Genomic DNA, 20,140 nt, shown 5'->3' on the forward strand with positions numbered 1-20,140 from the left:
GAAAAACGACTGACCAAGCGTGAACGAAAAGCGCTCGCGCCCGCGAAGCCCGGAGACGGGCCATGTCCACTCGCACCACATCCATTGCGTCGCGTGTGGGCGCCATATCGACGCGCACGAGTTTTCCTCGAACGACGCGCTCATGGTCGCCTGCAAACATGGCTCGACGTTTCCGTCCTGCATCGAGTGCCGGCCGCGTACGGTCGAACTGCTTGCCGAACACGATCGTACGGGGCAAGCCGTACGCACCACTGCGGCTTGGCACTGACGCCCAAGCGCAAGTCTGAACGAAGGAGAGCTTCCGGCGCGCATGTCATTCGCGGATCGTTTCGTACTCGGCGAACGCGTGGGCATCGGCGCCACCGGCGAAGTTTTTCGAGCTTTCGACAAGGTGCAAGGCATTCCTGTCGCCATCAAACGCCTTCACGAGCACCTCGTGGCCGATCCCTTCTCCCGCGAACGATTTCGTTGTGAAGCGAGCCTGTCGGGGCGCATCGACAGCGAACACGTCGTGCGCTGCTTGGGAGGCGGCGTGGACGATGACGATCGCCCGTACTTGGTGCTCGAGTGGCTCGAGGGCGAGGATCTTTTGCAGCGCATGAAGGCGTCGCGCGTGTCGACTACGGAAGCCATCGAGATCACGAGACAAACGGCGCTCGGGCTGCAAGCGATGCATGAAGCGGGCATCGTGCATCGCGATGTGAAGCCGCGAAACTTGTTCGTCGCGCGCAGCACGGGAAAACCTTTTTGTCGTCAAACTGTTGGATCTGGGCCTCGCGTACGATTCGACTTCCGAGCGGCCCGAGGGTGTTGCGTTGGGTACGCCGTTCTACATGTCGCCCGAGCAAGCGCAGGCGAGCGGCGAGATTGGTCCCGCGTCGGATTTGTTTTCGCTCGGGGCGCTCTTTTTCGAGCTGCTCACGGGGCAGCGGCCTTTTTCGGGGCACACGACGTTCGCGCTGCTGGCGAAGATCGCGCTTCAAGTGTCGCCGCGGCTCGAGGATGTGTGGCCACATGCTCCGCGGTCGCTCGAAACGTTCATCGCACGTGCTCTTGCTCGCGATCCGGCGGCTCGGTTTTCGTCGGCGCGCGAGGTGGCGGGGGAGCTCGAACGGCTGCGTCACGCTCGATTGGACGCGGAAGTTCCCATCGCTTCGGATGGCGTGTCTGTCGAGCCAAACCCGGATCACTTGGTGGCGGTGATCTTCGGCAGGCTGCCGTTATCGAGCAACGTGGGGCGAAGTCGTGAGGAGTTGCGGCGGATCGTGGAGCAGCATCGAGGCTCGGTCGTGTCGCTGCTTGGTCGTGGTGTGGTGGCGATGTTTTACGGCGAGTGTGCGGATGGGCTTCTTCGAGCGGCTGATGCAGCTTTGGAGCTTGGGCAGTGCATCGCGGGCGCGCGGTGGTCGCTGGTGACGGGAGGTTCGCTTCCGGCGGGGGCAGGTTTGTCCGAGTCGATCATCGAACGAGGGACGCGGGCGCTCGAACGTGCGCGCACGTGTGCGGATGAAGCGTGTGTGCGTGTCGATGACGAAACGGCAGGTTTGCTCGAAGAGCACTACGTGATCGAGGGTTGTGCGGGTGCGCTTTCGCTTCGCGCCATGCGGGAGAACGGTTGTTCCGGGCCATGAATTTGCGTACGCGCATCGGGTACGGTTAGGATGCGCCCCGCGAGCTGCGAGCTTCGAGTCGCGGCTTTGCGAAAGGACGAATCCAATGAACGACTGGCTGAAGAGGGGGGCGCTGGCGCTCGTGCTCGGTGCGTTTTGCACGATGAGCGGAGCTGCCAATGCCGAGCCGAAGCCTGCGATCCTGACCCCGCCGACGAAGCTTGGGGCACCGGCGGCTGCCAAGGGCAATGACAAGGCTGCCGAGGCTGCGGACAAGGGCAAGGACAAGGCTGCGGAGGCGGGAGCCAAGGGGGGACGAGAAGGGCAAGGGCGACGAGAAGTCGGCTGAAGCCAGGACGGGAGCCTGCGGCGAGTGCTGCGGCGAGCGCAGGAGCGGCTCCGGAGGGTCCCGAGGACGAGAAGGCCAAAGAGGCTGCGATGGCCAAGCGCAAGGCGTGGAAAGAGGCACGCAAGGCGAAGGTCAAGGAGCATCGGGCCGAGATCAAGAAGAAGGTCGAGGCGGCGCTGAAGGGCAAGCCCATGGCGACCGCCATGAAGGAAGAGCTGAAGCGCCATGCGCGGCGTCTTGCGCGGCTGGAACGCGCCAAGAGCGTTGCGGACGAGGCGAAGGACAGCGAGACGGTGACGCGTGTCGACAAGCTCATCGAGAAGGAGAACGCACGCCACGACAAGTGGATGGCGGGCTACGACGCGAAGGCGACGGTTACGGCCGGTGACAAGGCAGGTGGGAAATGGGCCGATGGATGACGTTGGTGCTGCTTGCCGCTTCGATGTGCGTCGTTGCGTGTGAAGAGCAGAAGCCGGCCCAACCGGCAGCAGGTGATGGCAAGACGGCCACGGCGGAGGCGGTCAAGGATGACGACATCCCGACGCCGGCCGATTTCGACGACGAGGCGGAGAAGGACATCACGCCGGCGAACTACAAGGCGGAAGTCGACGCGCTCGAGAAAGAAATCTCGGCGGAGTGAGTGGCCAATAGGGTTTTCACGCCCTAATCATGTACCGGCACTTCCACCAGCATCCCGTCTTCGGCCACCTCGACGAGCGTGCCCGGTTTCACTTCTTCTCGCGCCTGGTGAAGCAGCGTCCCTGGTTCACGGTCGTATCGCGTCGAAAGATGCGTCATCACGAGCTGCTTGACGCCTGCATCGCGCGCCACGATCGCCGCTTCTCGCGCCGTCGAATGCCGCGTGTCACGGGCGCGCAGTTGTTCCAAATCACCAAACGTCGCCTCGTGCACCAGCACATCGGCACCTTCCGCGGCGGCGATGGTTCCGTCACAGGGCCTCGTGTCGCCCGAAACGACGATGCGCCTTCCTGTGCGGTTTGGCCCCACGACGTCGCCTGACGATACGACGCGTCCATCCGGCAAACGGATCGTTTCGCCGCGTTGCAGTTGCCGAAGAGCGGTCCTTCGGGAATGCCGAGCGCCTGAGCTTTCGTGATGTCGAAGCGCCCGGGGCGCGCATCTTCGATGAGCGCGTATCCCACCGAAGGGATGCGGTGATCCGTTTGGAATGCTTCGACGCGATAACCGTGACCGCGCAGCACCACTTGCCCAGGTTCGACTTCGACAATTTCAATCGGCAGCGTCACTTCATCCACGCCAAGCTTGATGACCTTGGGCAGGAACGTTGCGGCCGGTTTCGGTCCATACATGACGAGCGGTGTGGTTCGTCCCAGCATACCGAGCGTCCGGACGAACCCGATGATGCCCAAGTAATGGTCGGCATGGAAGTGCGTGAAAAACACGGCATCCAGGGAAAACCCGGTGCCATAACGAATCATTTGGCGCTGCGTACCTTCGCCACAATCGAAGAGAAATGCTTGTCCTTCGCGCTTGAGGAACAGGCCGGACAGGTTTCGATGTGCCGTTGGGGCGGCGGCAGACGTGCCCAGGAAGACGAGGTGTAGGGCGGACATGGGAGACGCTTCGGCGGCAAGCTAGCACGGTGCAGCGGTCGTCGGTTGTATATAACTGGCCCATGATTCGTCTCGACCTTGCCGGCGTCGACTCGCTCGTGCTTTCGCCTTTGTGCCGGCGTTGTCCGCAAGGTCGTGCAGGCTGTTGTGCGGCGCCTCCGGCCGTTGCGTGGGCGGACATCGGACGAATCGTGCGTCTTGGCGGACGTGACTTTCTGCTGGACGAGCTGCGGGCCGGGCAGCTCGTGCCGAGCGCGCGGGGCCTTTCGATTCGGCGAGTCGCTGCAAGTGATGGATTTCCTGCGCGTTGCACGTACCTCGGTCCTGCGGATCGAGGATGTGTGCTCACGCCTGATCGGCGTTCGGCCACGTGCAATTATTATTTGTGTGACGACGCGTTTGCCTTGGCCGAGCGGGAAGGCGATCCGCTCGTCCCTGCAGCCAGACTCGCACATGATCGCATCGTGGATCTTCTGGGTCAGTGTGACATCGAGCTTTCCGCGCTGGTAAGCGAGCGTTTTCCTGCGGGGCCGCCGTGGGATGCCGCGTTTCTCGACTGGGTTGCGTCCGAGTTCGAGAAGGTTTGCCTCACCCCCTAACCCCCTCTCCAACTGGCGTTGGAGAGGGGGAACAGGCCTCACCCCCTAACCCCCTCTCCAACTGGCGTTGGAGAGGGGGAACAACAATATCGATTTCTCTTGCTCCCCCTCTCCCTCATAGGGAGAGGGGCTACAGGGAGGGGCAGGGTCTCTCCTCGCTTGCCTGCCAAGTGCTATCCGTCCGCGGCTGTGGACAGGTTGCAAGCGGACGGGCCCGTACGATTCCCCGAAGAACTGCCGATTACGGCCACGTGCGAGGCCATTGCGCGTGCCATTCACGAGCATCCGGTCATCGTCGTCGCGGGTGAAACGGGTTCGGGAAAAACCACACAACTGCCCAAAATCGCGTTGGCCATGGGGTCGAGGTTTGTCGGCGCGGATCGGTGTCACGCAGCCTCGACGTATCGCGGCCACCAGCGTCGCCCAGCGCGTGGCCAAAAGCTCGACGTCGCGCTCGGCAAAGAGGTCGGCTACAAATTCGCTTCGCCGAGCGCACGAGCCCATCGACGTACGTCAAGTTCATGACCGATGGCATCTTGCTTGCGGAAATCCAAGGCGATCCGCTTCTCCGTGCCTACGACACGCTCATCATCGACGAAGCCCACGAACGCAGCTTGAACATCGATTTCTTGCTCGGGTATCTCGTCCGGCTTTTGCAGAAGCGTAAGGATTTGCGCGTCATCATCAGCTCCGCCACGCTCGAGACCGAAAGGTTTTCTGCATTTTCGGCGGGAGCGCCCGTCATCGAAGTATCCGGACGAGCATTTCCCGTCGATGTGATTTATCGCGAAGCGCAAAAGGGAGAAAAACGACATCATCGATACGGTCGCGAATTGTATCGAAGAGATCACCGAAATCGACCCTCGCGAAGACATTCTCGTGTTTTTGCCCGGCGAGCGCGGGAGAAACCATGGATGGGCTCAATTCTCATGGGCTCCCGCGAACGGTACTTTTGCCGCTTTATGGGCGACTTCCCCAATCCGAGCAGCAGCGGGTGTTTGCGCCTTTGCCCGAGCGGCGGATCGTCTTGGCGACGAACGTCGGAAACGTCGCTCACGATTCCGGGCATCGTGTACGTCGTGGATACGGGTTTGGCTCGAGTGAACCGGTATCATCCACGAACGGGCGTCACGAGCCTTCAAATTGAATCCATTTCGCGTGCGAGCGCCGACCAGCGCAAAGGTCGAGCGGGCCGAGTGCGAAGTGGCGTTTGTTTTCGACTGTACGAGCAGCGCGACTTCGAATTGCGATCGGCGTACACCGATCCGGAGATATTGCGCGTGGGATTGGCGGGCGTCATCCTGCAAATAAGTCGCTTGGCATTGGCGACATTCGCGAATTCCCGTTCCTCGATCCACCGCCGAAAAAGGCCATCGAAGAAGGCTACCGCGTGCTGGAGGAGCTGTCCGCGATCGACGAACAGGGCGAGCTCACCGAAATTGGCAAGAAACTCGCGCGTTTGCCGCTCGATCCGCGTCTTGGTCGCATGATATTGGCGGGCGAGCACGAAGGCAGTTTGGCCGAAGTGCTCGTGATTGCGTCCGCGCTTGGCGTGCAGGATCCGCGGGAAAGGCCGCTCGCTTTACAGAAAAAGGCCGACGACGCGCATCGCAAATTTCGCGACGAAGCTAGCGATTTTGCGAGCTTGTTGAAAATTTGGCAAGCATACCACGAAGCTCAATCGAAAAATGTCGCGCGGGCAGCTTCAACGCTGGTGTTACGAGAACTTCTTGTCGCTCGTGCGAATGCGTGAATGGGCCGACGTGCATCAGCAGATCGCGCAAATCGTCAAGGAAATGGGCATTGCGCCAAGCAGCGGGCCGGCGAATGGGGATGCGATTCACAAGGCATTGTTGCCGGGCCTCTTGAGCAAGATTGGCATGTGGAACCAGGAAGCGAAAACGTACATTGGCGCTCGGCAAGTGCGTTTTCAATTGCATCCTGCGAGCGGATTGTCCAAAAAACCGCCGGCGTGGGTCGTTGCGGCCGAGCTTGCATTGACATCGCAGCTTTTTGCGCGAACGGCGGCCAAAATCGATCCGGCGTGGCTCGAAGAAGCCGGGGGTGATTTGTGCCGACGCCATTACGGTGACCCGCATTGGGAGGAAAAGTCGGCGCAGGTGATGGCCAAGGAGCAAGTATCGCTGTATGGCTTGCCCATCGTCCGGGACCGCAAAGTGCATTATGGGCCGAAGGATCCCGCCGCTTCGCGCGACATTTTCATCACGCACGCGCTCGTTCGTCAGGAATACAAGACGAAAGGGCGCTTCATGGAGCACAACCAGAAGCTCTTCGAGGAAGTACGTCGTTTGCGCGACAAAGCAAGGCGCAGCGACATGCTCGCCGACGATCACGCTTTGGCCTTGTTTTTTCAAGCGCGCGTGCCCGACGGGATTTACAGCGGAAAAACCTTCGAGGCGTGGCGCAAAGAAGCCGAAGCGAAAAATCCAAAATTGCTCGAGCTCTCCCTTTCCGATGTATTGCTCGATGAAGCCGCCGAGCTCTCGCCCGAACGATTCCCCGATGTATTGATGCTGCAAGGAATTCGCCTTCCGCTTTCGTACAAGTTCGATCCAAGCGCCGATGACGACGGCATTACGATCACCGTGCCTTTGCCGCTCCTGCCGCAGCTCGACCCAGGCGTGCTCGAATGGACGATTCCCGGATGGCACGAAGACAAGATCGAACGGCTGCTCGATGAAATGCCCAAAGCGATGCGCAAATCGCTGGGTGATTGCAAGACGCTTGCAGCGGATTTGGCCAAACAACACAAACCTTTTCATGGACCGATGATCGAGACGCTCACGCGGACGATTCACGAGCGCACTGGCGTGCGTCTTCCGCCGGGGTCATTTCGTCCCGACCAGTTGCCCCCATTTTTGCGTTTTTATTTTCGCATCGTGGACGAAGACGGAAAGCTCGTGGGTGAAGGCCGGGACCTCGAACCATTGCGAGATAGGTTTGCCAAGCGTGCGCGGGACGCGTGGGCGGGCGCGTCGAAAGCGACCATCGAGCGCGAGGGTTTTACCTCGTGGAGTTTCGATACGTTGCCGGAAGAGGTGAAAATCGATGTCGCTGGGCGCAAAATGATTGGGTATCCGGCGCTCGTCGACAATGAGAAAAGCGTGTCGATCCGGATCCTCGAATCAAGGGCCGCAGCGGACGAAGCGACGCGTGCAGGTTTGCGGCGACTCTTTTTGCTGCAAATGAGCACGCCATTGAACAAGCTCGAGCATCGGGTTTCGGCGGCCATTGCAACGGGACCTTTGGCGCAAGGGACGGCGTACCGATTCGCACGCAAATTGTGCTGCGTGCATTCGACGAAGCGTTCGGTTTGTCGGATCCTGCGCGTTTTCCGCGCACGCGCAAGGATTTTCTCGCACGGCTCGACACGGGCAAGGTCGACCTCGGGACGCGTTTGTCCGTATTGAGCAAGCTGGCGGAAGACATTGGTTCGGAGCTTGGGCGAGTGGAGCAAACGTTGCGATCGCTCGCGGGCAAACCCAGTGCGCCCAGGGCGGCGCTTGCCGAGGTGCGCGTGCAAGTGGATCACCTCACGCCGCCCGGATTCGTGGCACGTGAGCGTGTCGAGCGATTGGCGCATGTGCCGCGGTATTTGCGGGCGATTTGGTGCGCCTCGAACGAATGCCGAATGGTCCGCAAAAGGATCAGAGCAAAAGCCGAGCAAGTCGTTCCGCTATGGAATGCATGGCTCCAGCAGCAGGAAAAGCTGCGCGCGAAAGGCGTCCCGGTCGAGGATCTGGAGACATTTCGGTGGCTGATCGAAGAGCTACGTGTGTCGTTGTTTGCGCCGGAGTTGAAGGCGGCGGTGCCCGTGTCGCCGCAAAAGGTCACGGAATTGTGGAAGAGTTTGTCGCGGTGATGTTTCGCGAAACGAGCTTCTTGACAAGCGTGCAGACCGGCGGTATGGGCTGACGATGACCGCGACCGAGGAAGTTGCGTGGTGTGATCGTTACGTCACCGATGACGCGATTCGTGCTCTCGTGAAGGGTCTTCTCGATGCATCGTGGCCCGAAGCGGACTGGAAGCATCGCGAGCATTGCGTGGCGACGCTCGGGTTGATTCTATTTCACCCCGAAATGGACCTCGAACGCGAATTGCCCGGCATCATTCAGCGATACAACCTGGCACACGGCGGGCAAAATACCGATTCGTCGGGTTATCATCACACCATTACATTGCTTTACCTGAGCGCCATTCGCCATTTCGTGAAAACACTTCCAGGCAGCATGAGCCCAGGTGACGCCGCACGAATGCTGCTGCAATCTCCCGTCGGCAAAAAAGACTATCCACTTCGGTATTACTCGCGTGACCGCATCATGTCGAAAGAGGCGCGGCGTGAATGGGTCGACCCGGATCTCGACCAACCCGCGTATCCCATCAGCGGACACTAGCCCGAGAAAAGATGCCAACTGTTTTGTGTAATTTGCTTAACGTCCACGAAAAAGACACGCACCTTCTCCGGCTCCAGCCTTTCCCAGCGCGGCCCCTTCGTCTACGCTCCCGTCGCGAGCGCTCCATGCCCCACATCGTCGTACGCAAACCCGGTCAACTTCCCTACTCGATTCCCCTCGCGGATGTCCTCCGCATCGGACGCCACGAAAGCAACGAGCTCGTCCTCGACGACAGCCAAGTTTCGCGCCGCCATGCGACGCTCACCCGCAAGGACAACGGCTGGGAGCTTCAGGACAACGGCTCACGTCATGGAGTTCTCTGTAACGGCGCGCCGACGACCACCGCTGTCGTCCGCGATGGCGACCAAATCCAGATAGGCAATGTCCTTCTCGAGATTCACGAGGGTGACGAGCGCACCATCGTTCATCATCAAGTCACGGCGGCCGGCCCGTCGTCGCACAATGCACCGGTCGATCGTCGCCTCGCCCTTCTTTTCGACGTCAGCCGCGCCATCGGCGCCATCGGCGATACCGACGCCATGCTTGGCGAGATGCTCGAAGCCATCGTTGACGTTCTTGGTTGCGAGCGCGCGCTCGTGGGCTTGGCGACGCCGAACGAGGCATCACACGAAGGTTTTCCGCACGCGAGGTTCTGCAGGCGCCGATGTCGTCGTCAGTCGAGCGCTCCTCGAGGCCATTCTTGGCAGGCGCGAATCCGTCATCGTTCGCGATGCGGAAGCGGAAGCTCATCTGCGCACATTGCATCGCGAGGGCATTCTTTCGGCCATGGCCGTGCCGCTCGGTTTTTCCACGCGCCCCGTCGGGCTGCTTTATGTCGACGACCGCCGCAAGACCGAGCGTTTTGGTGTCGATGACCTCGCGTACTTGACCGCGCTCGGTCACCTCGTCAGCGCGGCCCTACAAAAGCGCCGAACGACTCCAACGTGTCGAAGCGATTGCCGAATCTTTGGGCGGCGCGACGGGCGAAATCATCGGCGCGAGCGATTCGATGAACCGCTTGCGTATTGCAATCACAAAGTACGGCGCCGCGGGTCATACCAACGTGCTCATTCGTGGCGAAAGTGGAACTGGCAAGGAGCTCGTCGCCCGTGCTCTCCATGAAGCGTCGGTACGTGCATCCAAACCATTCGTGACGCTCAATTGCGCAGCGATTCCCGAATCCATGCTCGAAAGCGAGCTTTTTGGCCACGAGAAAGGCGCATTCACGGGAGCCGTTGCCAAAAACGAGGTAAGTTTGCGCTCGCGGACGGCGGTACGCTTTTTCTCGATGAGTGGGGACCTTGCAATTCCTGCCCAGGCCAAGCTATTGCGAGCATTGCAAGAAGGTGAAATCCAAGCCGTTGGCGCCGAACGAGCCATTCACGTCGACGTTCGTGTCGTCAGCGCTACGCACAAAAACCTCGTGAAAGAAATCGAAGCTGGGCGGTTTCGAGAAGATCTGTATTATCGTTTGGCGGTTGTCGAAATCGACGTTCCGCCATTGCGTGAGCGTGGAGCCGACGTCGCGCTCATTGCGCATGCCTTGATGCGCCGATCGGCGACCGTCATGGGCAAACGGCTCGAAGGGTTCACGGAAGCTGCATTATCGGCGCTGGCTCGGCATTCGTGGCCCGGTAATGTGCGCGAGCTTCGGAATGAAATCGAGCGAGCGGTCATCAATGCCGACGGTCCGCTCATCGACGCGCATGATTTGTCTCCGCGTCTCGGTGCGGCGCGGCCGAAACCGGATCAGCCACGAGACAGAAGTTTGGCCGAGCAATTTGCCGAGCTCGAGCCCACGGAAAAGATGCTCGTCGAGCAGGCCATGGCGCAAGCCAAAGGCAATGTCAGTGAAGCGGCGCGCCTCCTCGGCATTACGCGCATCATGATGAAGCGGCGCGTGGATCGGCTCCTTGGTGGGGCCAAAGAAGACGATTGATCAATCGATCGATCTTTTGATCAGGCGATGCGGTGGCGTTGGCTCACTCGAGCCAGCTCCACGGGCGGCATGATCAAGAACCGTGTATTTTCCAGTAGTTACGCGTTGGCACGGTCATCGCAATAGGGCTCTGCAGAACGCTCGGCCGTCTGTCCCGATGAACGGGAGCGGTCAGGGCACCGGAGGATATTGCCATGACATCGTCGACTCGTCTTTTTGCCTCGCTTGCTTCGCTCCTTCTTGCTGCGCCATTTGCTGGTTGCATGGCCGAGCTGGATGAGCAGGACGAATTGGTTGCCGAGGAATCGCAGGCCCTTTCGGCCGAAACGTGCAATGGCGTCGATGACGATGGCGATTTCATGATCGACGAGGGCGATGTATGCGAATTCGATAAGTACGCGGATGACACACACGAATACCTCGTCGTTCAAGATCAACGCAGCCAAGTTCTTGCCCAACGGGTCTGTCAAGGCCGCGGCATGAACCTCGCCCGCATTCAAAGCGCAGAGGAGAACGAATTCCTTCAGTCGTTCACGGACGATGCTGCATTCTGGATCGACGTGAACGACCGAGCTGCCGAGGAAGCTATCGGTACGAGGATGGCAGTGCGGCGACGTGGTACCATTGGGGCTTTTGCGAACCCAATAACAACTATAACGAAGATTGTGGTCTGATGTGGTCTTCGGGCGACTGGAGTGACATGAATTGCAAATTGATGAACAAGTCATTTTGCGAGCTGCTCGATCCCGTCACGTGGGACGAAAGCAGCTTCGTCAGCGTAACGCGTGAAGGAACGACGCTCACGAAGACTGCGGGCATGTCGTGGGACGCTGGAGCATATTCGATCACGACGATTCCATCGGGTGAGGGATTCGTGCAGTTTACGACGGATGAAAACACGACCGCCAAAGTGGTAGGACTCACGTCGGATCCGGCTGGTACGGGATGGAACACGATCGATTACGCCATCATGTTGACGAAGGTTCCGAGCACGAATGAACCGGTCATTCAAATCTGGGAAAATGGTGGTTTTTCGGCCCGTAGTGTGAATGGTACGTACGCGCCGGGCGACGTGTTCCGCGTGGAGATCGTGGCCGGAGAAGTTCGATATTTGCGCAATGGTGCGCTCATGCATTCGCACGCCACGACGCCGACGTATCCTCTTTATGCGGACGCAACCCTCGGTGGAACCGCTGGAACGACCGTTGCCGACGTGAGCATGCGTGCGTGCCAAGGCCAGGCCAATTGCATTCCGCGCAATGCGTGGACGGCTGCCACGAACGTGCTTGCCGTTGGCAATCGCGTGAAAAAGGTCGCGGGCATGTCGTGGGATGCTGGCGCGGCGACCATTGCGAGCGTATCGTCGAATGGCGCGTACATGCGGTTCAAGTCGCCCGATAGTGGCGACAAGAAGGTTGGTTTCTCAACGCCGCATACGAACTTCGAGCAGAGCAATGTGCAATATGGTTTCCAATTCAAGATGGTTTCGGGCGTGCCGCAAGCGGTGCCGTTGAAGCCCGGCGGCCAGAACTGGGACTGCCCAACGGTATCGTATACACCGGGTGTTGACACGTTCCAGGTCGAGCTCGTAGGAACGAATACGGTCGTGTACAAGAAAAACAGCGAAATCCACTGCACTTACACCGCGACAACCGCGCATCCGCCGTTGGTCAGCGGCGACGTAATCCTCGGTACGCCCGAATCCGAGGTCACGGATGTCTCGTTCGGCGCGCTGTGAACCACAAGTGGTCGGCATCTTTCCGATCTGCGGGTTGATCACTTGATCAATCTGATTGATGCACCGGATTGATCACTTGATCCATCGACCCCTGCTCGCCCGATCCAATCCCTGCAAATCCCCAGACTTCACCGATGTCGACCGCTTGGCACGACCCATGCTATCACTCCAGGCAGACACCGTTACAGGAGAAATCACCATGCTTCGCTCCATTGCTACCTTTGCTTTTGCCGTCGTCGCGTCTGCCTTCGCCACCGGTTGCATTGCCGAATCAAACGAGCCTGCAGACCTCATCTGGTACGACGACGAATTCGATGCTTGCTTTAGCTCGGGCAAGGATGGCAAGACCGTCCAAGTGCCCTGTGAAGAGTACGCAATGCCAGGCCTCGAGGAGCAAGCCGGCGAAACGTCAGGATGTACGGGTACGGCCTGTTGCGATGCGAAGCGGAACGATCCTGGCTACTGCAAGTGAAATGCATTCAATCGCCGATGAGCCTTCGCACCTCGGTCATGCACGAGCGTTCCCATTCTTGCGTTGGCGAGCAGACCTCCAATGTGCGGCGCGCGAGGTCTCGTTTTCCCGCTTTCAGGTAAACGAGGGCACGAAAGACGGTATCCGAGCACGACGACCCAGCCGCCGTGCGTTCCAGCCATTCGACGGCGGCTTCCGGGTCGACACGTGAATATGCGTCGCCTACGGCCAATGCCGTTTCGGGAATTGTCGCGAGCTCGGATCGAAATTGCGCTTCGAGCTTTGCAAGGCGCCGTTCGAGGTCCGGCGCGAGCTTTTTGTGGCGCATGCCTTCCGCTTTTGCGAGGCCTCGCAACGTAGCAGCCTCGAATACGTGTCCGCCGCGGCTGCGGGAATCGACGCGAGCTCCTGTTCGAATTCATGCCGAGCTTCTTCCGCCAGGCCTTTTCGCAAATACACCACACCTCGCAGCCAATGCGCATTTCTGACGGGCGACCCCGAACGACGGGTGAACGCCCGCGGCCCCAATCGTTCCTCTTCCTCTTGTAAAGCAAGCAGCGCGGCGCTCATGCGATCCGCCACGTTGATTTGTCCATGCAAGAGCGTGAATTCGACCAAGTGTTTGAGTCCTCGTGCGCGAAGCCCGCGATCGAGATCGAGGCTTTGTTCGAGTAGGCGGATGGCTTCGTCGTCCTGACAAACCAAATCACTGAGACGCGCCAATGCATTGAAGACGAATGCCGAGCTCGGGGCCAATTGCAGCGCTTTTTGACATGCTTCGCGAGCATCTTTGATTTGCTTGTCCGTTGATCGTGCGCCCGCAACCGTCGCCACTTGCATGAGCCGACATCGCATGACCGCAGCATCGGGATCGTCGGGCGCAATCTTTTTTGCAGCATCCAGATCGACGATGGATTGCGCAACCCGAGCCTCGAACGTGCCTGGACCTCCAACGGTGCGCAGATATGCGCGCTCCACGAGCGCCGGTAGATACGCGGAATCGAGTGTCAGTGCCGCATCGAGCAATGCCGTTCCCGCTTCCACATGCTGTCTTTTGGGTGCAGGACCGACCATTGCATAATATTGAAGGAGCTTGGCGCGGGCCTCGTCATTTTTCGTGCCGAGCGTCGCTTTTTGCCGCTTGCGCCAATGACGCACCAAGAGTTTCATTTCCTCGATCGTATCCAGACGCAACGTTGAAAGCGCCGCGGTTTCATCGGGGTCGAGCGCCACCTCGACAGGCTCTGCGCGAAGCGCCTCGTCGGTTGCATTCACCGTCTCGATGTGAACGACGAGCCGCGGTTTGTCTCCGGTACGCTGCACGCTGCCGCGTACGCGAAACACCGCGGATCTGTCCTCGTTGGCATCTCCATCCACGACGGCGATTTCGGGGATTGTCCGCAATGCATCGCGGATCGATGCATGGGCGCTACGCGACAAACCATTCCACTTTTCTTCGCCCACCAGGTTCTCGAAGGGCAATACGACGAGCGGCGCCTTGTCGCCCGTGGGCCGAGTTTCAGGGACGATGCGGCTTTTCGTGTCGTTTTCTTCCGTCGCGTCGTCATCTCGCGAAAATGGGCGCCATTCGCGAATGTCGCCTCGAGGCAACTGGGCGAGCAGCATCAATGTACCGAAGAGAATGACCGGTGCAGCAGCGACCCAAAACCATCGTCGCCGACGAATCCCAACTGCTTTGGGTTTGAAAACCGGCTCCGTCGGTGCAAATGCTTCCGGCAGGCTCCGGGCTTCGCGTACACTTCGATTCTCGATCGATTCCCAGGTGCGAGGAAGGGCAGCCCCGAACGCCGCAGCCGAATCGAATCGGTCTTTCGGGTTTTCTGCGAGCGCCCGCGTGATGACAGCTCGCAATGCCGATTGCATGGGTTCTGCGAATCGATCGAACGCGAGTGGTTCGCCGGCAGCGATTGCACTTCGCGCGGATTCTGGCGATTGTCCCGTGAGAAGCTCGAATGCGACGAGTCCCAAGGCATACACGTCACTACGTACATCGAGCGTTTCGCCTCGAAGCTGCTCCGGCGACATATAGGCGGGCGTGCCCGCCGTATCCTCTTTCGTGCTTGCATCCGGGCGATATGCCAGGCCAAAATCGGCAACGAGACAACGTCCGTCCTGACGAACCAGCACATTTTCAGGTTTGATGTCCCGGTGAATGATGCCTCGTTCGTGGGCGGCCGCGACACCATCGATGATTTGCCGCAGCATATGGGCAGCGCGGCCTGATTCAATGCAGCCGTCCATCAGAAGTTTTCGCAGTGTCGTGCCTTCGATGAGCTCCATCGTGAGAAACACGAGCGAATCGCTTTCACCGATATCGAAGACGCGGCAAACGTTGCTATGCGTAATCTTGCGAGCTATCTTGACTTCGTCGCGGAATCGAACGAGCGAAGTCGGGTCGCCCATGCGATCGGGCAAGATGACCTTCAAGGCGACGTCTTCGTCGAGCTTTCGATCATAGACGCGCCAAACGGCGCCCATGCCTCCGCGACCAAGACGCTCACGCACTTCATAACGGCCGGCGATGTCCTGGCCGGGCCGAAGGAGCTCGCCTTTGTCGACGGGCCTTGCTTTCGGCGCTTCGTCTGCCGTGGGGAGGCCGGAGAGGAGCGGGTCGGTCACGCCGCGAGCGTATCCAATCGTTCGGCCGACGTCGATATTCTGGGAACTTTTGTTTGAGATTGGGTTACTCTATACGTTCGATGTCCCGGATCGCCGCCGTCACGCTGGCCCTGTCGATCGTTGGGCACGCGCTTTTCCTGGGCTTCGGAGCGCCCCGGAAACGCGAAGTCCCGAAGGTGATCGAGCGTGGTGCGGGTCCAGCCGTCTTGGCCGCAACCGATACATTCGAACGCAAACAGCGCGCGCAGGCTCAGCGCCGGGCGCTCGTGGAGCAGGCGCGCGCGGATCGAGCGAAAGGGACGCTGCTTCTCGGGCGGTTCGTCCTCGATGCGAATCGAATCGACGCCGACGAAGACGGACAAATCTTCGAATACGAAAATGCCTTGTCGAAATACGAAAAACGTTTGTCGGACCTGCGCGAGGTGCTTCGCGACGAACCGTTCATCGTATTCGCTGTTTCGTCGACGTTTGGTGATTTACGATATCATGGTCGCCCAGGCGGACGCATGGGTGATGCATTGCTCGATGGTGGTGGCTCGTGTGAGCAGGTCGCGCAGCTCGTCGTGGCAGCAGCATTCGACGTGGGACGCGGCAAAGAGGTTTCTTTTCGAGTTTACGGCAAGCCTGGGCCGGATGGTGCTGCGCATCTTGCACCGATGGGAAAATACGATGGAAAGGATTTTGATTTGATGACGGGAAGTCCGGCGGCGCCAGGCGGTGCACGGGTTTTACCGGACGACCTTGTCGAGGTCTACGCGCGTGTGCACGGGCTTGCGCCGCCGCTCGAAGGCGCGCTCGCGAAAAAGGGCACGGGTAACGGTGCAGCGACGAGCGCGCGCGTGAATCAGCCGAACGCGGAGCCGGAACGCAGGTCACTGGCATCGGGTTTTCCGCCGAATGATGATGGTTTTCCCGGGAGTTTACCGCTCTTTGCCGAACGAGCCATCAAACCGCCGATGATGGCGGGGACCGTGGAGAGCGGTGCGGACGATGCGGAAGTGGCGGCCGAACGTGCACGGCACTGTGCGTATTTCCTTCGCATGGCGTCGTTGAGTCCGTTGACGGTGGATGCGTTGCGCGCTGAATCTGATGACGAAGATGCGCTGTCGGTCGAAGCCGTGCGAGTTCCCAATGGGCCGCGTCTCGAGCGTGAGGCGCGTTTATTGCGAGCTGCGGAAGACCTTGCCACGAATCCATATGTCGACGCAGCCGACCATCTTTTGGGATATGCCTGCATGGCGGCGCTCGGCGAAGTGGCTGCCATTGATTTTTCATTGGCTGGAGAACGCCGGCTTGCGGCATTGGCGCTGGAAACGGGCAATCGAGGGCGCGCGGGTGGAAAGAAGCTGCTTGCCGACGTGAATTGGAAAAGCGCTGAGGGCGTCGCGACGACGAAGCGATTGCGAACCGATTTTGCAGGCAACTATTGGTTGCTCTTGTTTTTGGAGGGAGGCGACGACGTCGTGCTCGATTTGGCGCGTCGCGGCGATAGCGACGACTGGGGACGTATCAGCTCGATGGCTGCTTTGCTCCTTTATCCGAACACGCGGGCGCGAGCGCTCGACCTGATGACGAAATTTTCCCGGCGCGAACAGGTCGATGTGATGCACGAGATATTCCATGCACATGACCATTTGCGGCCTTGGGCGACGAATTACGAATTCGACGTCCCGACGGAGGCTTCGGCTTCGGCGCAGACGTTTTTTCAAGTGTATCAAGTGTTTCGGCGTATCGCATTTCGTCTCTGGGAGGGACAGCGCGAACCCTCGGAGACCGTCGATGCATTTTTGATCGATGCGCGCGAGGCGGGGCTCGATATGGCCTGGCAAGCGGCGATCATCGATTATTATGCGCGCAACGTGCTCGGGCTCTATTCACAGCGCAACAAGGGGCTCGAGATCATGTTGGCGTTGAAACGCGCCATGCAATACAACACGCATCCGTCGCTGGATCCGTTGCGTAGACAAATGGCGTACATCGAAGCTCAGGGGCGGCTCGACGTGCGTACGCTCGCAGATGCGTTTCGGCAGCGCTGATTTACTTGGGCACTTCGATGACCGCCACGGTCCATTGAGGGCTCACGTATTGTGCCGTAATGCTTTGCCCCGGTATCCAAAAGGCCGGCTGGCTCGGGTCTTCCGTACCGCTCGCCAATTTGGCTCGGTCGAGCGCCGTGATCCATAGCTGCTTGCATTGCTTTTGCCCCTGCACCAGGCTGCACGTGCTGTTTTGCGGCGTGAGCCTATGCCCGTACGGCCGTTCGGATGCATACGCGAGCCAAACGTATTTCTTTCCCATGGTCGGCGCCCATTGAGGCCACGTGCTGCTCCAAACGTCATCCGGACCATTCGATGCCCCGCGTTCCAATTCGAGCACCGTGCCATCACTGCGCCTTACGAGCGCAATTCGGCCGCTCAGGTTGATGAGCGATTGCTGCGTTTTGATGGACCACCAACCGTTTGCCCGCGTAAATGATACGATGGATCCATCCGGTGAAACGCTTGGAAGAACGTTGTTTTCTGCGGTATCCGGGTTTGCCCCTGCTGCTTCGGGGGCTGCAACGAGCACTTTGGGTGCACCGAATTCGAAGGAACCATCCGCATTGTACTTGACGGGCATTTCCACGATGGATCCGAGCACCGTGTCGTCGCCGAGCAATCGGACGTAGTTGATATTGCTGTCGTATGCGGTGAAGACGACGAAATCGCCGGCGGGGGACCAATCCGGCATCAGCGTGGCATGCCCGACAGTGGCTGGAATTTGCTGGACCATATCGGCGAAGTTGTTGGCAATGGCGGCATTCGTATCGGGATCCGTCAGGAGCAGGCGCACGGTTCCAGCCGTGTTTTGCGGGACGTTATCCGGCGCGGTGAAAAGCATTGCGGCGCGTGTCGTGGATTCGAGCGGATTGAACGAGGCATACGTGCCGCGAAGCGCCGGGCTCGGAGCGATCTTGGAAGCGTAGAGTTTTTGCGCATCGTCGTAAGAAAGCGTCCCGAAGTTGAAGTTTCCACCATTGTATGAATACGAAAAACGCTTTCCATCACGCGAGATGCGATGGCATCCCGAGCACGGTTGTCCGGGTGAAAGTTGCGGGCTATTCGTCGGAAGTGGGACGTCGGTACCTTTGATGATGTCGAGCACGCGGAAGCTGCCGGTGGACGATTGCCACACATAAATCGAGCTCTCGTCGATGCCGTCGGAGGTGATGATCATCGACCGTGGAGCGCTCGTGCGAAGCATCCCTTGCGCATTGATGCCTTCGACGGTGAGCGTCACGGGCGCATCGGGCGCGGACGCTCCTATCTTTTTCCAAATATCGGCTTGAAACAACAACTCGAGCCCCGTCGTGTAAATCGATATGTCTTCGATGACATCGGGGCTCGATAGGCGCACGCGATACGCGACATTTCCATTGCCCTGCGACCACTGAGCTTCGATGGGCGGCAGGTTGGCCGGTAAAACCACGCCGTCTTCGGGGTATTCAATCACCGGTGCATTGGCTGGATCCGGGTCGACCATGGCCATGTCGAACGCCATTTGCGTCGATTCGTCCGTTCCCGGAAGGAACGCGCTGCCTTTCAGCGCAATCGTCAAATCCGCTTCGGCGTTCACGCCTTCGTACGTCGCGTGGATTTTTGTTTTCCCGCCGATCCCCTTCGTCGAGATGTTTCCCAAGTTTACATCGGCGATGTTCGTATTGTCGACCGACCATTCCACCTCGTTCGTGACGTCTTTTTCTTCTTCACCATCGCGCTTGGCGTATGCGCGGACGGTCGAGCTGCCTACGGCGTCATCGAGTCCTATGACGATGCCGGTCGTTACGGGATCGATGCGTAGCGAAAGTGAGGCCGGGGCATCGCTGCCAGCGTCGTCGCCTCCGCTCGTGGAGCTCGAGCTTTGCGCGGTACCGCCTGTGTCGGCGCAAGATGCCACGGCCAGGGCGCTCGAAGTGACGCAAATACCAAGAAGAAGGAGGGAATGGGAGAAGCGCATGCTTTTCAGGATACAGCATTCGGCGATGAGGGAAACGAAAAAAGATTCCTCGGGCCGCTTCGAATGAGGTATCGTCGTGCGAGCGAGGGACGATGGAACGCAGGGCCGTATTGGAGGCAGCGGTGGTGCTTTTGGTGGCGCCGATGCTGCCGCGTGAGGTGCGCGCGTGTGATGGGCGTGATGGCACGGCGGAAGCGTGTGAGCGCCTGGTGGCGCGGATTGGCCGAAACCACGGACACGTTTTTCCCATTGGCGTTGCCGATGTGATGGCTGGCGTCGAAAAAACGTACGACCTTACTGGAACATCGGGGCACAAGCATTTGGTCACGGTCACGGCCAATGATTTCCTGCTCGTGCGGCGCGGCGAGCGCGTGCGGCTACCATCGACGAAGGAAGGCGGCCATATTCATCGATTGATGCTCGAATGCGTGCCGCTCGTCGATCCGCCGTCACGCATCAACGTGTGTGACATTCAAGTGGGCGGCAAAGACGAGCACGAGTTCATCATTACGGCGGCCGACATGGCGGCCAAGGTCGAAAAGACGTACGATATTCACGGTTTGGCGAATCACCCGCATGCCGTCACGTTTACGCCTGCCGATTTTCGGGAGCTCGAAAACGGAAAGCAAGTTTCGATTCAAAGCTCGGTCACTGAAGGTCATTCGCATTTCGTGTACGTGAAATATTCGCGTAAAAGCTGACAGACCTGTTCGGAGATATGAAACCGCGGTAGAAGTGCAAATTTTCGGGCACTCGCGGTTCCCCCAAACTCGCCCGCTACGCGGGC

The 20,140-nt window shown here is 59.5% G+C and carries 16 protein-coding genes and 4 pseudogenes; 16 read left to right on the top strand and 4 right to left on the bottom strand.

Annotated features, from left to right (window positions below; all coding sequences use genetic code 11):
- Positions 1-310: 310 nt before the first annotated feature.
- From IPM54_22960 to IPM54_22980, 5 genes and pseudogenes are all read left to right on the top strand, one after another.
- Positions 311-733 (top strand): annotated as a pseudogene (locus IPM54_22960) (serine/threonine protein kinase).
- A 28-nt stretch (positions 734-761) separates the two neighbouring features.
- Positions 762-1,631 carry a hypothetical protein gene (locus tag IPM54_22965; protein ID MBK9262652.1) on the top strand — a complete coding sequence of 290 codons (870 nt, stop codon included), beginning with the start codon at positions 762-764 and terminating at the stop codon, positions 1,629-1,631.
- 85 nt (positions 1,632-1,716) lie between these two features.
- Positions 1,717-1,959: a hypothetical protein gene (locus tag IPM54_22970; protein MBK9262653.1), complete on the top strand. Its 243-nt coding sequence runs from the start codon at positions 1,717-1,719 to the stop codon at positions 1,957-1,959.
- 89 nt (positions 1,960-2,048) lie between these two features.
- On the top strand, positions 2,049-2,378 hold the full coding sequence (locus tag IPM54_22975; protein MBK9262654.1) for a hypothetical protein: 330 nt from the start codon (positions 2,049-2,051) through the stop codon (positions 2,376-2,378).
- On the top strand, positions 2,363-2,599 hold the full coding sequence (locus IPM54_22980; protein ID MBK9262655.1) for a hypothetical protein: 237 nt from the start codon (positions 2,363-2,365) through the stop codon (positions 2,597-2,599). Before IPM54_22975 ends, IPM54_22980 begins: the two co-directional genes overlap by 16 nt.
- A 23-nt stretch (positions 2,600-2,622) precedes the next feature.
- Here IPM54_22980 and rnz read toward each other — a convergent pair.
- A pseudogene (gene rnz, locus IPM54_22985) lies at positions 2,623-3,554 on the bottom strand (ribonuclease Z).
- Between the two features lie 62 nt (positions 3,555-3,616).
- Here rnz and IPM54_22990 point away from each other — a divergent pair.
- The 9 genes and pseudogenes from IPM54_22990 (at position 3,617) to IPM54_23030 (ending at position 12,717) form a co-directional block, all read left to right on the top strand.
- Positions 3,617-4,153: a hypothetical protein gene (locus IPM54_22990; GenBank protein ID MBK9262656.1), complete on the top strand. Its 537-nt coding sequence runs from the start codon at positions 3,617-3,619 to the stop codon at positions 4,151-4,153.
- A 159-nt stretch (positions 4,154-4,312) separates the two neighbouring features.
- Positions 4,313-8,036, top strand: a pseudogene (gene hrpA, locus IPM54_22995) (ATP-dependent RNA helicase HrpA).
- 109 nt (positions 8,037-8,145) lie between these two features.
- On the top strand, positions 8,146-8,568 hold the full coding sequence (locus IPM54_23000; GenBank protein ID MBK9262657.1) for a hypothetical protein: 423 nt from the start codon (positions 8,146-8,148) through the stop codon (positions 8,566-8,568).
- Positions 8,517-8,969: pseudogene (locus IPM54_23005) on the top strand (FHA domain-containing protein). The gene IPM54_23000 and the pseudogene IPM54_23005 overlap by 52 nt, the downstream one beginning before the upstream one ends.
- 166 nt (positions 8,970-9,135) lie before the next feature.
- Positions 9,136-9,690, top strand: coding sequence for a GAF domain-containing protein (locus tag IPM54_23010; GenBank protein MBK9262658.1), 555 nt, complete (start codon positions 9,136-9,138; stop codon positions 9,688-9,690).
- Positions 9,587-10,507 carry a sigma 54-interacting transcriptional regulator gene (locus tag IPM54_23015; protein MBK9262659.1) on the top strand — a complete coding sequence of 307 codons (921 nt, stop codon included), beginning with the start codon at positions 9,587-9,589 and terminating at the stop codon, positions 10,505-10,507. The genes IPM54_23010 and IPM54_23015 overlap by 104 nt, the downstream gene beginning before the upstream one ends.
- 194 nt (positions 10,508-10,701) lie before the next feature.
- Entirely contained in the window at positions 10,702-11,181 is a 480-nt protein-coding gene (locus IPM54_23020) for a C-type lectin domain-containing protein (GenBank protein MBK9262660.1), read from the top strand.
- Positions 11,182-11,207: 26 nt separating this feature from the next.
- Complete coding sequence (locus IPM54_23025; protein MBK9262661.1) at positions 11,208-12,245, top strand: hypothetical protein; 1,038 nt, start codon at positions 11,208-11,210, stop codon at positions 12,243-12,245.
- Positions 12,246-12,444: 199 nt separating this feature from the next.
- Positions 12,445-12,717, top strand: coding sequence for a hypothetical protein (locus IPM54_23030; GenBank protein MBK9262662.1), 273 nt, complete (start codon positions 12,445-12,447; stop codon positions 12,715-12,717).
- Positions 12,718-12,724: 7 nt separating this feature from the next.
- On the opposite strand, the gene IPM54_23035 is transcribed toward IPM54_23030, so the two are convergent.
- Complete coding sequence (locus IPM54_23035) at positions 12,725-12,949, bottom strand: hypothetical protein (GenBank protein ID MBK9262663.1); 225 nt, start codon at positions 12,947-12,949, stop codon at positions 12,725-12,727.
- Entirely contained in the window at positions 12,940-15,357 is a 2,418-nt protein-coding gene (locus IPM54_23040; GenBank protein MBK9262664.1) for a protein kinase, read from the bottom strand. Before IPM54_23040 ends, IPM54_23035 begins: the two co-directional genes overlap by 10 nt.
- A gap of 80 nt (positions 15,358-15,437) precedes the next feature.
- On the opposite strand from IPM54_23040, the gene IPM54_23045 reads away from it, so the two are divergent.
- Positions 15,438-17,393: a hypothetical protein gene (locus IPM54_23045; GenBank protein MBK9262665.1), complete on the top strand. Its 1,956-nt coding sequence runs from the start codon at positions 15,438-15,440 to the stop codon at positions 17,391-17,393.
- Position 17,394: 1 nt separating this feature from the next.
- On the opposite strand, the gene IPM54_23050 is transcribed toward IPM54_23045, so the two are convergent.
- Complete coding sequence (locus IPM54_23050; protein MBK9262666.1) at positions 17,395-19,353, bottom strand: hypothetical protein; 1,959 nt, start codon at positions 19,351-19,353, stop codon at positions 17,395-17,397.
- Between the two features lie 92 nt (positions 19,354-19,445).
- Between IPM54_23050 and IPM54_23055 the strand changes: the two genes are divergently transcribed.
- The gene (locus IPM54_23055) at positions 19,446-20,054 is read left to right on the top strand and encodes a hypothetical protein (GenBank protein MBK9262667.1); all 609 of its coding nucleotides are present in this window, start codon (positions 19,446-19,448) and stop codon (positions 20,052-20,054) included.
- The last annotated feature ends 86 nt before the right edge of the window (positions 20,055-20,140 follow it).

The organism is Polyangiaceae bacterium (assembly GCA_016715885.1).
In the GTDB taxonomy this organism is placed as follows: Bacteria; Myxococcota_A; Polyangia; order Polyangiales; family Polyangiaceae; genus Polyangium.